Raw genomic sequence first — 15,000 nt, forward strand, 5'->3', positions numbered from 1 at the left:
ATTGCGCGCATTCCTCACCTAAAATGGTGAAGTTTTGTACCCGGCGCAAGTGCGCCAGCCTCCGGCTGGTCGCATGCTAGTACCACCCAACCGCCACCTGCGCCTCTTCCGACATGCGGTCGGGCGACCAGGGCGGATCGAAGGTCATGTTGACCTCGACGCCGGAAACGCCTTCGACGGCGCCGACGGCATTTTCGACCCAGCCCGGCATTTCGCCGGCCACCGGGCAGCCCGGCGCGGTCAGCGTCATGTCGATCTTGACCGAGCGGTCGTCCTCGATATCGATCTTGTAGACCAGGCCGAGCTCATAGATGTCGGCCGGGATTTCAGGGTCGTAGACCGTCTTCAGCGCCGAGACGATGTCGTCGGTCAGCCGCGCCAATTCGTCGGCGGGGATTGTCGATCCGGAAACCGCCGCATTGGTCGTCGCTTCCGAAGTGCTTTCGGCGGTGTGGCTGGCATCATCCATGGTCGTCACCCGAAGAATTTTCGCGCTTTTTCCAGCGCATCGGCCAAAGCATCGACTTCGGCCCTGGTATTATACATGCCGAACGATGCCCTGCATGTGGATGTTACGCCGAAGCGTTTCAACAGCGGCTGCGCGCAATGCGTGCCGGCGCGGACCGCCACGCCCTGCCGGTCGATGACCATCGACACGTCATGGGCGTGGATGCCCTGCAGCTCGAACGAGATGATGGCGCCCTTGCCGGGCGCATCGCCGAAGATGCGCAGCGAGTTGATGGCGCGCAACCGCTGATGCGCATAGTCCTTCAGATCGGCCTCGTGCGCGGCGATGCGCTCGCGGCCGATCTTTTCCATGTATTCGAGCGCGGCACCAAGCCCGATTGCCTGCACGATCGGCGGCGTGCCGGCCTCGAAACGGTGCGGCGGATCGTTGTAGGTGACGATGTCTTGCGTCACCTCCTCGATCATCTCGCCGCCGCCCATGAACGGGCGCATGCGCTCCAGAATATCCTTCTTGCCATAGAGCACGCCGATGCCCGACGGGCCATAGACCTTGTGGCCGGTGAAGACGAAGAAATCGCAGTCGAGATCCTGCACGTCGATCGGCATATGCACGGCGCTCTGGCTGCCGTCGACCAGCACCGGAATGCCGCGGGCATGCGCGATGCGCACGATCTCCTTGATCGGCGTCACCGTGCCCAGCGCATTCGACATATGGGTGATGGCGACCAGTTTTGTCCGGTCGGTCAGCCGCTTTTCGAATTCCTCGATGTGGAAGACGCCGAGATCGTCGACCGGTACCCAGACCAGCTTCGCGCCCTGCCGCTCGCGGATGAAATGCCACGGCACGATGTTGGAATGATGCTCCATGATCGACAGCACGATCTCGTCGCCTTCGCCGATGTTCGGCATGCCGAAACCATAGGCGACCGTGTTGATCGCCGCCGTGGTATTCGAGGTGAAGACGATGTTGTCGGTGCTCGGTGCGTTGAGGAAACGGCGCACCGTCTCGCGAGCCTTCTCATAGGCGTCGGTCGCGGCATTCGACAGGAAATGCAGGCCACGATGGACGTTGGCATATTCCTGGGAATAGGCGTGCTGGATAGCGTCGAGCACCGCCTGTGGCTTCTGCGCCGAGGCGCCATTGTCGAGATAGACCAGCGGTTTGCCGTAGACTTGCCGCGACAGGATCGGGAAGTCGCGGCGGATCGCCTCGACGTCGTAGGGGATGTTTTCGACTTTCTGGTCCATTACAAGCTCTCTCGAGGCACCGCCTCATTCCGTCCAGCACCCCTCATCCGACCGAGCTTCGCTCGGCCACCTTCTCCCACAAGGGGAGAAGGAAGAGCGCCTCTCCTTCTCCCCTTGTGGGAGAAGGTGGCGCCGAAGGCGACGGATGAGGGGTGTTGGCACCAACCCCTCAGTCACCTCTACCCGTGCGTCAAAAACCAATCGTCGAGTCTCGCTTCCAGCGCCTCGACGATGGCCTCGTCGTCCAGTTCCTCGATCACCTCGGCGACGAAGGCCTTGACCAGCAGGCCGCGCGCGGTCTTCTCGTCGATGCCGCGCGCCATCAGGTAGAACAGATGGCTGTGGTCGATCTCGGTGACGGTCGCGCCATGGCCGCAGACGACGTCGTCAGCAAAGATTTCAAGCTCCGGCTTGGTCGAGAACTCGCCGTCGTCCGACAGAAGCAGCGTGTTGCAGGCCATCTTGGCGTTGGTCTTCTGCGCATATTGGTGGACGTTGATGCGGCCCTGGAAGACGCCGCGCGCCTTGCCGGTCACCACGTTGCGGATGACTTCGGTCGAGGCTGTGTGCGGTACGGCGTGGTCGAGCACCATGGTGACGTCGGTATGGGTGTCGCCGGCGAGCAGATTGATGCCGCGCAAGGTGAATTCGGCGCCCTCGCCGATCGTCTTCACGACGACCTCCTGGCGCACCAGTCTGCCGCCGGCATTCATGACGAACAGCGTCAGTTTCGAATTCTTGCCGAGATGCGCCTTGAACTGGGCAAGGTGCGTCGCCGTATCCGGATGCTCCTGCACGATGAGCCATGTCACTTCGGCGCCCTCGCCAAGCACAAGCTGGCTGACCGAACTGACCAGCGCCGCCCCCTCGCCTGCCTGGCGCTCGACGACGACAGCCTTGGCGCCGGCGCCGACACGGACGGCCAGGCGTACATGCGTCTGTCCACCGGCCTGCAAATTCTGCAATTCGATCGGCTTTTCCAGTTGGGCACCGTCGGCGATGTCGACGAAATAGCCGTCGGCGACAAAGGCAGTGTTGAGCGCGCCGATGGCATCGTCGGCGCCATAGGAATCTAACCCCGGAGCGATGCTGCCGTCGGTCAGCTTCTCCGACAGGCGCTGCACCGTGACGCCCTCGACAACAGCCCATTTCGCGCTCGAAACGCCGTTCAGCACCGGTAAAACGCTGGAGCCTTCGACGATCGGCGCAATGGCTTTCGCGACCGCTGCCGGATCGAAGTCCGGCACCGAGATCAGCAGCCGGCGCAGGTCCGTATAGTGCCAGGATTCGATGCGCCGCGTCGGCAGGCCGCTCTTGATCGCCTCGATGGCGTCGTCGCGCTTTAGCATCACCGCGCCGTCGCCGGGCAGCAGCGACAGCCGCTCGCCAAAGGCGTCGATCAGCGCCGTTTCGGCTAATGTCCGCTGGGGTGTCGTGTGCATATTCATCAGTATCGCCTTGTTTGGCTTGCCTTCCGGGCCCGCTTGCATCTCACGCGGCTTGCCCGATCACGCCGGCATAGCCATTGGCCTCGAGGTCGAGCGCCAGCGACTTGTCGCCCGACTTGATCACCTGGCCCCTGTAGAGCACGTGCACCGTATCCGGGACGATGTATTGGAGCAGGCGCTGGTAGTGGGTGATGACGACAATGGCCCGATCCGGCGAGCGCAGCGTGTTGACGCCGTCCGCGACGATCTTCAGCGCATCGATATCGAGTCCGGAATCGGTCTCGTCGAGGACACACAGCTTCGGCTCGAGCAGCTTCATCTGCAGGATCTCGGCACGCTTCTTCTCGCCGCCGGAGAAGCCGACATTGAGCGGCCGCTTCAGCATCGCCATGTCCATGTTGAGCGAGGCGGCCGCTTCCTTCACGCGCTTGAGGAATTCCGGGATTTTCAGCGGTTCCTCGCCACGCGCCTTGCGCTGCTCGTTCATCGCAACCTTCAAAAATTCCATCGTCGCCACGCCCGGTATCTCCATCGGATACTGGAAGGCGAGAAAGATGCCGGCGGTAGCGCGCTCGGCCGGATCCATTTCGAGGATCGACTGGCCGTTGTAGAGGATATCGCCCTCGGTGACCTCATAATCCTCGCGCCCGGCGAGGATATAGGACAGCGTCGATTTTCCCGAGCCGTTCGGCCCCATGATGGCGGCAACCTCGCCAGCCCTGACCGTCAGGTTCAGGCCGCGGATGATCTCGGTGCCGTCATCGACGATACGGGCATGGAGGTTTCTGATTTCAAGCATTATTTTCCACTTTCTTGTTCGCGGTGCCCGGCCTGCGACGGAACTTTTCTAAAAGCTCGAAAAGGGCGTACAAACTTGCTGGTGACCAACATCCAGCCAAAAAACCCAGCCGCGCTTAAGCCTGCAATCGAACCACCAATAGTTTTTGTCGAACTCAAGCCAAACACTGCGCCTATCAACGCCATCACAGCACCACCAACAGCCAATGTCAGCAAGAGCATCAGAACGGCAAATATCAAGCCTTCTATCCGCTTGAACAAATCCATGATCGCCGTTCCAGTTAACTCACCCAACACTCCCCTCAAGACTAATCCCGATCAGCTTCTGCGCTTCGACCGCGAATTCCATCGGCAGTTGCTGGATGACGTCCTTGACGAAGCCGTTGACGATCAGCGCAATCGCCTCTTCCTCCGGGATGCCGCGCTGCATGACGTAGAACTTCTGGTCCTCGGAAATTTTCGAGGTTGTCGCCTCATGCTCGAACTGCGCCGTCGAGTTCTTGGCTTCCATGTAGGGGACGGTATGCGCGCCGCACTGGTCGCCGATCAGCAGGGAGTCGCAGTTAGTGAAGTTGCGGGCGTTGGTCGCCTTGCGGTGGGCCGAGACCTGGCCGCGATAGGTGTTCTGCGAGAAGCCGGCGGCGATGCCCTTGGAGATGATGCGGCTCGACGTGTTCTTGCCCAAATGGATCATCTTGGTGCCGCTGTCGACCTGCTGATAGCCGTTGGAGACGGCGATCGAATAGAACTCGCCGCTGGAATCGTCGCCGCGCAGGATGCAGCTCGGATATTTCCAGGTGATGGCCGAGCCGGTCTCGACCTGCGTCCACGAAATCTTCGAGCGATGGCCGCGGCAGTCGCCGCGCTTGGTGACGAAATTGTAGATGCCGCCCTTGCCTTCGGCGTCGCCGGGATACCAGTTCTGCACCGTCGAATATTTGATCTCGGCATCATCGAGCGCGATCAGCTCGACCACCGCGGCATGAAGCTGATTCTCGTCGCGTTGCGGCGCCGTGCAGCCTTCGAGATAGGAGACGTAAGCCCCCTCCTCGGCGATGATCAGCGTGCGCTCGAACTGGCCGGTGTTCTTCTCGTTCATGCGGAAATACGTCGACAGTTCCATCGGGCAGCGCACGCCCTTGGGCACGAAGACGAAGGAGCCGTCGGTGAACACGGCCGAATTCAGCGTCGCGTAGAAATTGTCGGAGGTCGGCACGACCGAGCCGAGATACTTCTTCACCAGCTCCGGATGCTCGCGGATGGCTTCCGAGATCGAGCAGAAGATGACGCCGGCCTGCGCCAGCTCCTTCTTGAAAGTGGTGACGACGGAGACGGAATCGAACACCGCATCGACGGCGACGCGGCCCGACTTGTAGACGTTGTCGCTGGCTTCCTCGAGCTCCGACGCATCGGTCTTCTGCACGCCGGCGAGGATTTCCTGTTCCCTGAGCGGAATGCCGAGCTTCTCATAGACCTTCAGCAATTCGGGGTCGACCTCGCTGAGCGAAGTCGGACCCGGCGTGCTCTTGGGCGCCGCGTAATAATGGAGATCCTGGAAATCGATTTTGGGATAGTGGACGCGCGCCCATTTCGGCTCGTCCAGCGTCAGCCAGCGGCGATAGGCTTCCAGGCGCCATTCCAGCATCCAGGACGGCTCGTCCTTCTTCGCCGAAATGAAGCGGATAATGTCTTCGCTCAGGCCCTTGGGGGCCTTGTCCATCGCGATGTCGGTCTGGAATCCGTATTTATACTGGTCGACATCGATCTTTCGAACTCGATCGATCGTCTCCTGCACAGCAGGCATCAGCGTTCTCCATCCACGCCGGGGTCAAGGCCCGGCAGTTTTCAAACTATGGCACCGCAAACAAGCACCCATCAGGCACCCGAGGCGGCGTACGTTTCATATAGTGCGTTCATGCCGGAAATTCACCCGGCCAAATTCGAACGCACGGCTCTACCAGGCCGCAAGGCCCTACATTTCGTCTGCCGCGCTCAGGCGGCTCGTTCCCTGTTTGCCTTTTCCTTACCGGCTTGGCGCGCGACGATCGTCGCCAGCGCCGAACGAAACAGCTCAATGTCCTCAGCGCTGGTCGCGTGGCCGATGGACACGCGCAACGCGCCGAGGCCGTCACCGTAACCCATCGCTTTCAGCACATGGCTCGGGCCGACCTTGCCCGACGAACAGGCCGATCCCGCCGACAGCGCCACACCAGCCAGGTCGAAGGCAATCTGCGCCGTCTCGGCCTTGATGCCGGCAATAGCGAAGAATGTCGTATTGGCAAGCCTTGGCGCGCCGGTCCCGAAGATTTCGGCGTCCGGAACAAGCGTTTTCACGATCGCCTCGATTTCGTCGCGACGCTGCCGCACCGTTTCGATCGTTTGCAAGCCGGCAGACGCCTCTCGCGCCGCCGCGCCAAACCCGGCAATCGCCGCTAGGTTTTCGGTGCCGCCGCGATGGCCTTTTTCCTGGCCACCGCCGCTGACCAGCGGCTTTGGCATCATCAGGTCCGACGCCGCGACAATGGCGCCGACGCCCTTGGGTCCGCCGATCTTGTGCGAGGAGAGAATCAGATAATCTGCGTAACCCGCTGACATATCGAGCGGAATGCGGCCGGCCGCCTGCACCGCATCGACCACCAGGATGCCACCCGCCGCCTTGACGATTTCGGCAATGCGGCCAACCGGCTGGATCACGCCGGTCTCGTTGTTGGCGGCGTGTATCCCCACCAGCGGCAAGCCTTCGGCCTTGTCATGCTGGGCGAGAGCCTCGGCCAAAACGTCGAGCCTGACGACGCCGTCGGTGTCGACGCCGATCCGTGTCACCTGAGCCGCTGGGAAACGCCCGCCGTTCAGCAGGCAAGGATGATCGGTCTCGGACACATAGAGCCGGCTCATACGGACAGCGCCGCGCCCCATCTGCCAGTCCGGCGCCAGCAGCGTCGAGGCCGCTTCCGTCGCGCCGGAGGTGAATACGACATGCTCGGCTTTGGCGTTGACCAGTCGCGCCACGTCGCGCCTGGCGTCCTCGATCAGCCGCCGTGCAGCGCGGCCCTCGGCATGAACCGAGGACGGGTTGGCGGCAACGTCGAGCGCAGCCACCACCGCCGCGCGCGCCGAGGCAAGCAGCGGCGCGCTGGCGTTGTAGTCGACATAGGCGCGTGCTCCGGCCATTTCCGTCCAACTGGTCCCTTCAAAAGCCGTTCCGCGAAGATAGCGCGTTATTTCCTTGAAATTGCAAGGCAAGACGTCCTATTTACGCGGCTTGCGGCGCGGGTGGCCGAGCCACAATTTTTGGCCGCCCAGTTTTGAACAATTCTAAACTAGCTTCTAGAAAGACGCTCGCCCTGCGTCAAGGCCAGAGGAAAAGTTGTTCCGGGCGCCGCGCAATTTATGCCAAGTGGAGTATTTCATGCCTGAGGTCATTTTCACCGGTCCGGCCGGCCGTCTGGAGGGTCGCTATCAGCCCTCGAAGGAAAAGAGCGCGCCGATTGCCATCGTCCTGCACCCGCACCCCCAGTTCGGCGGGACGATGAACAACAAGATCGTCTATGACCTCTTCTACATGTTCCAGAAGCGCAATTTCACCACGCTGCGCTTCAATTTCCGCGGCATCGGCCGCAGCCAGGGCGAGTTCGACCACGGCACCGGCGAATTGTCCGACGCCGCCGCGGCGCTCGACTGGGTGCAGTCGCTGCATCCGGATTCCAAGAGCTGCTGGGTTGCCGGCTATTCGTTCGGCTCGTGGATCGGCATGCAGCTTCTGATGCGCCGGCCGGAGATCGAGGGCTTCATCTCGGTCGCGCCGCAGCCCAATACCTATGATTTCTCGTTCCTGGCGCCATGCCCGTCGTCCGGCCTGATCATCCACGGCGACGCCGACAAGGTCGCGCCGCCCAAGGACGTGCAGGGCCTGGTCGACAAGCTGCACACGCAAAAGGGCATTACCATCACCCAGAAGACCCTGCCCGGCGCCAACCATTTCTTTGCCAACCATGCTGAGCTTCTGATCGAGGAATGCGCGGACTACCTCGATCGCCGGCTGGCCGGGGAACTGTCCGACCCACGGCCGAAGCGGCTGAGATAATCGGCGATGTACCAACCGCCTCACTTCCAGGAAACACGGCCGGACGTCCTGCACGGGCTGGTCCGGGCGCATCCGCTTGGCCTGCTGGTGTCGAACGGCGTCGAGGGGCCGGTCGCCAACGCGATTCCCTTTCTTCTAGACGCGGATGTGCCACCGAACGGCAGGCTGCGCGCCCATTTGGCCAAAGCCAATCCGCAATGGCGGCTTTTGGCCGACAATCCCCCGGCGCCGGTGCTGGTCGTCTTCCAGGGCGCCGATGCCTACGTGACGCCGTCCTGGTACGAGACCAAGCGTGAAACCGGCAAGGTGGTACCGACTTGGAACTACGCCATCGTCCAGGTGCGCGGCAGCGTCGCGGTGATCGAAGACCAGGATTGGCTGGCCGAGCAGATTTCCGATCTGACGATGTCGCAGGAGGGCAGCCGCTCGGCGCCGTGGGCGGTGACCGACGCGCCGGCACCCTTCATCCAGTCGCAGATCAAAGGCATCGTCGGCCTGGAGATCGAAATCACCGAAATCAGCGGCAAATGGAAAGTCAGCCAGAACCGCCCGGCCGCCGACCGCGTCGGTGTCGCCGAGGGGCTCGAGAGCGAGACTGCCGATTCGGCCGACATGGTCCGGCTGGTAAGGTCTTACGGCGGGCTGGACGGCAAGTAATCCGGATTGCTTGCTCGACCGGTTCAGGCCGCGGTGGCGGGCTCAATCGACCTTGGTCATCGCCGCCTTGCGCTCGTTGGCGATCAGCCAGAGATTGCGGATGTAGATCAACAGGCCCATGGCCTGGCCGGCGATGAACACCGGATCCTGACGCTGGATGGCGTAGATCAGCAGCAGGCCGCCGCCGAACAGCGAAAAGAACCAGAAGGCGATCGGCACGACGCTGCGCTTGGCCTTTTCCGACGCCACCCACTGCACCAGAAAGCGCATGGTGAAGAAGAACTGGGCGACGAAGCCGAGCAGAACCCAGGCATCGAATTGCTTGACGAAAACATCGTGAAGCCAGGTCGCCAATTCCTGAAGCACGTTACCCATGCCTGATTTCCTCTACTTTGGGCATTCTGCGGCGCCTGCGGCGCAGCCACCAGACGCCGGCAAGATCGAGCACGCCCTGCAGGCCGCGATCGAAGATGCCGTAATTCGATTTGCCGTGACGGCGGGAGCGGTCGACGACATCGCAATGGACGACGCGGTAGCCCTCCTGGATGACCAGCGCCGGAACAAAGCGGTGGGTGCCGTCGAAGAACGGCAATTTCCGCAAAATGTCGGTGTAGATCGCCTTGAGGCCGCAGCCGGTATCCCGCGTCTCGTCGTGCAGGATGGCTTTTCTCAGCCCGTTGGCGAAACGCGACGCCAGTTGCTTGATCTTGCTGTCGCGGCGCTTCAGACGCTGTCCCTGCGCGGCCCCGACTTCGGGACCAGCCTGCCGCAGCGCGTCGATCAACACCGGGATGTAGCCGGGGTCGTTCTGACCGTCGCCATCGATGGTGGCGACGATATCGCCGCGCGCCGCCCAGGCGCCCGAGCGCACCGAGAGCGACTGTCCGGCGGATTTTTCATGCCTGAGATGGCGCAGCGGAAACCGGCGAAGCGCTGCCTCTGCGGCAAGCACCGAAGGCGTATCGTCCGTCGAGCCGTCGTCGACGACAATGACCTCGAAGTCCCGCCCGGCCATGGCAGTGCCGATCTCGTCGAGCAGAAGCGGCAGGTTCGCCGCCTCGTTCCGGCAAGGAATGACGATGGATATCTCCGGCATCTCGACTCTGTCACAGGATATGGCATTCGATCGATGCCGCGCGGTCCAGTGGAAGAGCCCCGCTGGCGCGGCGCCTCATTACGCCAGCCGAAACAATGACGCAAGCAGGCCGCACGCTTGGGGTTCTCCCTTCTCCCCTTGTGGGAGAAGGTGGCCGCGCGAAGCGCGGTCGGATGAGGGGTGTTCCAGCTTGGCAACGACGGCACTCCGTCCAACACCCCTCAACCGTCTCGGCGCTGCGCGCCAATCCACCTTCTCCCACAAGGGGAGAAGGCAAGAGGGTGTCGCAAAAACCGGATTCCACTTTTGCTGATCGCGCTTGAGTGCTAAACGCCCGCCTTCATGCATAGCCGAGCCGCGTTCGGCCGGAAGCTTTTCGGGAAAGAAAATGTCCGCCTTCAAATCCGATTTCCTGCGCACGATGAGCGAGCGCGGTTTCATCCACCAGACCTCGGACGATGCCGGCCTCGACCAGCTTTTCGCCACGGAAACGGTGAGCGCCTATATCGGCTTCGACGCCACCGCCAGGAGCCTGCATGCCGGGTCGCTGATCCAGATCATGATGCTTTACTGGCTGCAGCAGACCGGCCACCGGCCGATCGCGCTGATGGGCGGCGGCACCTCGATGATCGGCGATCCGTCGTTCAAGGACGAGGCGCGCAAGCTTTTGACGCCGCAGGATATTGAGGACAATCTCGCCGGCATCCGCCGCAACTTCACGCCCTACCTCAAATTTGGCGGCGGCCCCAACGACGCCGTCATGATCAACAATGCCGACTGGCTGATGGACATCAACTACGTCAATTTCCTGCGCGATGTCGGCCGGCATTTTTCGGTTAACCGCATGCTGGCCTTCGATTCGGTCAAGCTCCGGCTGGAGCGCGAGCAGTCGCTGTCGTTCCTCGAATTCAACTACATGATCCTGCAGGCCTACGACTTCGTCGAGCTCTACAAGCGCCTCGGCTGCCGGTTGCAGATGGGCGGCTCCGACCAGTGGGGCAACATTGTCAACGGCATCGATCTCGGCCATCGCATGGAAGGCGCGCAGCTTTATGCGCTGACGACGCCGCTGCTCACCACCTCGTCCGGCGCCAAGATGGGCAAGTCGGCCTCGGGCGCGGTCTGGCTCGATGCGGAGATGCTGAGCCCGTACGAGTTCTGGCAATACTGGCGCAACACCGAGGATGCCGATGTCGGCCGTTTCCTGAAGCTCTACACGACCCTGCCACTCGCCGAGGTCGGACGCCTCGAACGGCTCGGCGGCTCGGAGATCAACGAAGCCAAGAAGATCCTCGCCACCGAAATCACCGCCATGCTGCATGGCCGCGAGGCGGCGGAGGAGGCCAGCGAAACGGCGCGTAAGACGTTCGAAGAAGGGGCGCTCGCCGAAACACTGCCAACCGTCGAGGTGGGCAGGGCCGATCTTGAAGCCGGCGTCGGCATATTGTCGCTGTTCGTCACCGCCGGGCTGGCCGGGTCCAACGGCGAGGCACGGCGGCATATCCAGGGCGGCGCCGTGCGCCTCAACGACCAGCCAGTTTCCGACGATCGCAGGATGGTGACGCTGCAGGACCTTGGCCCGGGAAACGTCGCGAAACTGTCGCTCGGCAAGAAGAAACACGTTCTGGTGCGGCCGGTCTGACCAGGGCCCGGTACTTCCTGTTAGATCTTTTCCGAAACCGGTTTCATCTTGCGGCGCTTACCTTCGGTTCGGAATCACCGCCGAGGTTAATCAGCTAGCTCCCGAGAATGGCCGAGGTGCCATTCGTCTCATCGATCGGATCGAGCAGGTAGCGCAAATAGCGGACGTTCTGCGGCGCTTCGATGAACGTCTTGTTCGAGGCACGGAAGCGGACTTGCGGCTTGGAGGCTTGGAGGCTTGGAGGCTTGGAGGCTTGGAATGTGAGAAGCGGACGTTCAAGCGCCCCCATGCATCGACGCGATCTGATCCATTCACGACAGTCGAAATCACGGTGAACGGGTCCGCTTGCGCCGGTAAAGCGAACGTACGACGTGCTACGAATCTCGCCTGGCTGGTCCTGGGCGGACCAGAGGAGCTAACGTCTATGCTATAGCCCTCCATGGCCCTCCTGAATCCCTGGGTTTGGACACCAGTTCGAGCGGAACGCCAGAGAGATGCCCTGAGGCGCTGCTGTCACGTGGGATGGCTGCCTCGCTGGCGCCGCCCTCCGATAGCTCATGGGCGGCTTGAGGCGGCGATCGCGGGATAGTCGGTATAGCCAGCGGAGCCGCCGCCATAGAGCGTCGCCGAGTTGAACTCCGTCAGCGGCGTGCGCGTCTTCAGCCGTTCCACAAGGTCGGGATTGGCGATGAACGGGCGCCCGAAGGCGAAGAGGTCCGCCTTGCCCTCGGCGAGCCGCGACGCCGCGAGGTTGAGGTCATAGCCGTTATTGGCGATATAGGTATTGTTGAAGCGGCGGCGGAGCGATCCGAAGTCGAACGGCGCGACATCGCGCGATCCGCCCGTGGCGCCCTCGACGACATGGATATAGACGATGCCCAAAGCATCGAGTTGATCGACGATATAGTCGAACTGCGCCTGGGGGGCGCTGCTCGAGACGCCGTTGGCGGGCGAGACGGGCGAAATCCGGATGCCGGTGCGCTCTGCGCCGATCTCCTCGACCACCGCAGTCGCAACCTCCAGCATCAGCCGGGCGCGGTTCTCAACCGATCCGCCATAAGCATCCGTGCGGACATTGGCACCGTCCTTGGCGAACTGGTCCAGCAGATAGCCGTTGGCGCCATGAATCTCGATGCCATCGAAGCCGGCCTCAATGGCGTTCGCGGCTGCTTGCCGGAAATCGTTGACGATCCCCGCAAGCTCGTCGAGCGCCAGCGCGCGGGGCTCCGAAACCTCGACAAAGCCGTTGTTCACGAACGTCTTGGTCGCGGCCCGGATTGCCGAGGGCGCGACGGGCGCGGCGCCGTTCTCCTGCAGATCGACGTGCGAGACGCGGCCGACGTGCCAGAGCTGCAGGAAAATCCGCGCGTCCTTGGCGTGCACCGCGGTCGTGACCTTTCGCCAGCCGTCGATCTGAGCCTGAGAATAGATGCCGGGCGTGTCCTGGTAACCTTGTCCCTGCCGCGAGATCTGCGTGGCCTCGGAGATCAGCAGGCCGGCGGAGGCCCGCTGGCCGTAATACTCGGCGGCAAGATCGCCCGGAACGAAGCCCGGGCCAGCGCGATTGCGCGTGAGGGGCGCCATGACGATACGATTGGAGAGCGTCAGCGAGCCGAGAGAATAAGGCTCAAAAAGTGCTTTGTTGGTCATAGGTCACCTTGTTTGTCCCCGCCGCGACGAGGTCGTTATCAAATGGATTCGTTGGTGCTCAGGCGACCTTGCGGTACCGCTCGGCGGGATGTTCGTTCCGATAGTTCGGAAGCATGGCCTGGCGCGCGGCCTGAAGCGCATCCCACTGCCCGGCATCGGGAAGCGGCGGGATGGTCACCGGTTCGCGGCGGTCGAAGCCGACCAGCGCCGCATCAACCAGATCGTCCACCTCCATCACGTTGGAGAGCGTGTTGATGTCGGCGCCGACGTGGCCCCAGATCTCCGTACGCGTCGTGGCGGGCAGCACGGCCTGGACGTAGACACCCTTCGGCGCGAGCTCGAGGCTGAGCCCCTGCGACAGAAACAGCACGAAGGCTTTGGTTGCGCCGTAAACCGTCATCCCGAACTCCGGCGCCAGCCCGACCACGGAGCCGATGTTGACGATCGACCCTTCGCCAGCTTTCGCAAGACGCGGGGCGATGGCGCTGGCAAGTCGCAGAAGCGCGGTCGTGTTGAGCGCAACGAGCCGGGCGACGTCATTGGTACTCTGCTCGATGAAGCTTCCGCCGATGGCTGTTCCGGCATTGTTGACGAGAATCCCGATGCGGGCGTCATCGCGCAGCCTCGTCTCTACCGTTGCAAGCTCGGCAGGCTGCGTAAGATCAGCCTGGATGATATCGATCGCAACGCCAGTTTCCTGACGGAGCCGGGCTCCCAGTGCCTCCATTCGTGCCACGTCACGGGCAACCAGCACGAGGTCGTGTCCGCGGCGGGCGAACCGTTCGGCATAGGAAGCTCCGATGCCCGTGGAGGCGCCGGTGATGAGGACTGATGGAATGGTGGTCATGGCATTGCTCTTTTCTCTGATGGAACCTATATTCATGACGATCATCATGATTGCGGCTAAATATGATGGGCATCATGTAAATGTCAACGGGGCCGACGGAGAATTTTGAAATGAAGGTCAGTCGAGAGCAGATGGCGGAGAACCGTCACCGGATATTGGATGCGGCCAGCCGGCTGTTTCGCGAGAAGGGGTTCGACGCGGTCAGCGTGGCGGAAGTGATGAAGGGCGCCGGGCTCACCCATGGCGGCTTCTATGGCCATTTCAGTTCGAAGGACGACCTGATCGCGCAGACCCTTGCCCACGTCCTCGCCGCGGACTCAGGCGGAGGGGGCGATCTTCGCGCTTATGTAGGTTCCTATCTTTCGCCCCGGCATCGCGACAACTGCGCCGGCGGTTGCCCGACGGCGGGCCTTGCCGCAGCCATCCGCCATCAGACCCCGGCTGCACGCTCGGCCATGACGGAAGGCCTACGATCGCAGATCGACCGTATCGGCAAGGCGCTCCCGGAGTTGGATCCGGCAGACAGACGCCGCACGGCGATTGGAAGCTGGGCAGCGATGGTGGGGGCAGTAATCCTCGCCCGGGCGATCGACGATCCCGCGCTCTCGGATGAAGTGCTTGAGCAGACGCGTGCCTGGGTCGATGCCGGGATCAGCCAAGTGTCTGCCAGCTAGGTGGTCTGCGGCAGGAGTGCTCTTGTCGAAAGCAATGCGGCTATCGGCGTTGGTTGGGTGGCTATCTTGCAGAATATCGCACGGCAGCGTGCAATCAGCGGGATCCGCGGACCAAGAGGGTTTCGAACTTCCCTGTTGAGGCAACCATGCTGTCGCCCAATTTCCGCTAAACTGGCGAATGAAGCCGTTCAACGGCAGAACATCGAATGACCGCTCCTGGCGCAACTACGTCCTCAAGCGCGATCGCCGGTGATGTCCGCTGTAAGGCGGTGGCACAACTAACTTTAACGGCCGACATTGCTGAAGGGTTTCGGGTGCCGTCAGGCGTACGAAAGTCTCTGATGCAGGAACCCGCGGGCCGCAGGCGGTGAGCTATGGGGATTTGTGT

General features: G+C 62.3%; 15 protein-coding genes. 4 read left to right on the forward strand and 11 right to left on the reverse strand.

The genetic code is table 11. From position 1 onward, the window contains the following. Window positions 1-76: 76 nt before the first annotated feature. The 7 genes from NKI08_RS24485 to NKI08_RS24515 all read right to left on the reverse strand — a co-directional run bounded on the left by NKI08_RS24485 (window position 77) and on the right by NKI08_RS24515 (window position 7,133). Window positions 77-469, reverse strand: coding sequence for an SUF system Fe-S cluster assembly protein (locus NKI08_RS24485; RefSeq protein WP_352772793.1), 393 nt, complete (start codon window positions 467-469; stop codon window positions 77-79). 5 nt (window positions 470-474) lie between these two features. After that, a complete protein-coding gene (locus tag NKI08_RS24490; RefSeq protein ID WP_352506443.1) occupies window positions 475-1,716 on the reverse strand; it encodes a cysteine desulfurase in 1,242 nt (413 codons plus the stop codon). Window positions 1,717-1,895: 179 nt separating this feature from the next. Further along, window positions 1,896-3,164 carry a Fe-S cluster assembly protein SufD gene (gene sufD / locus NKI08_RS24495; RefSeq protein ID WP_352772796.1) on the reverse strand — a complete coding sequence of 423 codons (1,269 nt, stop codon included), beginning with the start codon at window positions 3,162-3,164 and terminating at the stop codon, window positions 1,896-1,898. Between the two features lie 43 nt (window positions 3,165-3,207). Beyond that, window positions 3,208-3,963, reverse strand: a complete 756-nt coding sequence (sufC, locus tag NKI08_RS24500) for a Fe-S cluster assembly ATPase SufC (protein ID WP_352474716.1) — start codon at window positions 3,961-3,963, stop codon at window positions 3,208-3,210. Beyond that, window positions 3,963-4,229, reverse strand: a complete 267-nt coding sequence (locus NKI08_RS24505; RefSeq protein ID WP_352501568.1) for a hypothetical protein — start codon at window positions 4,227-4,229, stop codon at window positions 3,963-3,965. Before NKI08_RS24505 ends, sufC begins: the two co-directional genes overlap by 1 nt. A 19-nt stretch (window positions 4,230-4,248) precedes the next feature. After that, the gene (gene sufB, locus NKI08_RS24510; protein ID WP_352541449.1) at window positions 4,249-5,766 is read right to left on the reverse strand and encodes a Fe-S cluster assembly protein SufB; all 1,518 of its coding nucleotides are present in this window, start codon (window positions 5,764-5,766) and stop codon (window positions 4,249-4,251) included. A gap of 188 nt (window positions 5,767-5,954) precedes the next feature. Further along, on the reverse strand, window positions 5,955-7,133 hold the full coding sequence (locus NKI08_RS24515) for a cysteine desulfurase family protein (RefSeq protein WP_352772801.1): 1,179 nt from the start codon (window positions 7,131-7,133) through the stop codon (window positions 5,955-5,957). Window positions 7,134-7,371: 238 nt separating this feature from the next. Between NKI08_RS24515 and NKI08_RS24520 the strand changes: the two genes are divergently transcribed. Then, window positions 7,372-8,046 carry an alpha/beta hydrolase gene (locus tag NKI08_RS24520; RefSeq protein WP_023674683.1) on the forward strand — a complete coding sequence of 225 codons (675 nt, stop codon included), beginning with the start codon at window positions 7,372-7,374 and terminating at the stop codon, window positions 8,044-8,046. A 6-nt stretch (window positions 8,047-8,052) separates the two neighbouring features. Beyond that, entirely contained in the window at window positions 8,053-8,703 is a 651-nt protein-coding gene (locus NKI08_RS24525; protein WP_352772804.1) for an FMN-binding negative transcriptional regulator, read from the forward strand. 42 nt (window positions 8,704-8,745) lie between these two features. On the opposite strand, the gene NKI08_RS24530 is transcribed toward NKI08_RS24525, so the two are convergent. Next, window positions 8,746-9,078, reverse strand: coding sequence for a lipid-A-disaccharide synthase N-terminal domain-containing protein (locus NKI08_RS24530; RefSeq protein ID WP_023674681.1), 333 nt, complete (start codon window positions 9,076-9,078; stop codon window positions 8,746-8,748). Further along, a complete protein-coding gene (locus NKI08_RS24535) occupies window positions 9,071-9,799 on the reverse strand; it encodes a glycosyltransferase family 2 protein (RefSeq protein ID WP_352474713.1) in 729 nt (242 codons plus the stop codon). Before NKI08_RS24535 ends, NKI08_RS24530 begins: the two co-directional genes overlap by 8 nt. 388 nt (window positions 9,800-10,187) lie before the next feature. On the opposite strand from NKI08_RS24535, the gene tyrS reads away from it, so the two are divergent. Further along, window positions 10,188-11,441 (forward strand): tyrosine--tRNA ligase, encoded by a 1,254-nt coding sequence (gene tyrS / locus NKI08_RS24540; RefSeq protein WP_352772807.1) that lies wholly within the window; start codon window positions 10,188-10,190, stop codon window positions 11,439-11,441. Between the two features lie 555 nt (window positions 11,442-11,996). Here the strand turns inward: tyrS and NKI08_RS24545 are convergent. After that, entirely contained in the window at window positions 11,997-13,091 is a 1,095-nt protein-coding gene (locus tag NKI08_RS24545; protein WP_352772810.1) for an alkene reductase, read from the reverse strand. Window positions 13,092-13,149: 58 nt separating this feature from the next. Further along, window positions 13,150-13,938, reverse strand: a complete 789-nt coding sequence (locus NKI08_RS24550) for an SDR family NAD(P)-dependent oxidoreductase (protein WP_352501562.1) — start codon at window positions 13,936-13,938, stop codon at window positions 13,150-13,152. Between the two features lie 110 nt (window positions 13,939-14,048). On the opposite strand from NKI08_RS24550, the gene NKI08_RS24555 reads away from it, so the two are divergent. Then, window positions 14,049-14,612 (forward strand): TetR/AcrR family transcriptional regulator, encoded by a 564-nt coding sequence (locus NKI08_RS24555; RefSeq protein ID WP_352772813.1) that lies wholly within the window; start codon window positions 14,049-14,051, stop codon window positions 14,610-14,612. The last annotated feature ends 388 nt before the right edge of the window (window positions 14,613-15,000 follow it).

The organism is Mesorhizobium sp. M0768, from assembly GCF_040320195.1.
In the GTDB taxonomy this organism is placed as follows: domain Bacteria; phylum Pseudomonadota; class Alphaproteobacteria; order Rhizobiales; family Rhizobiaceae; genus Mesorhizobium.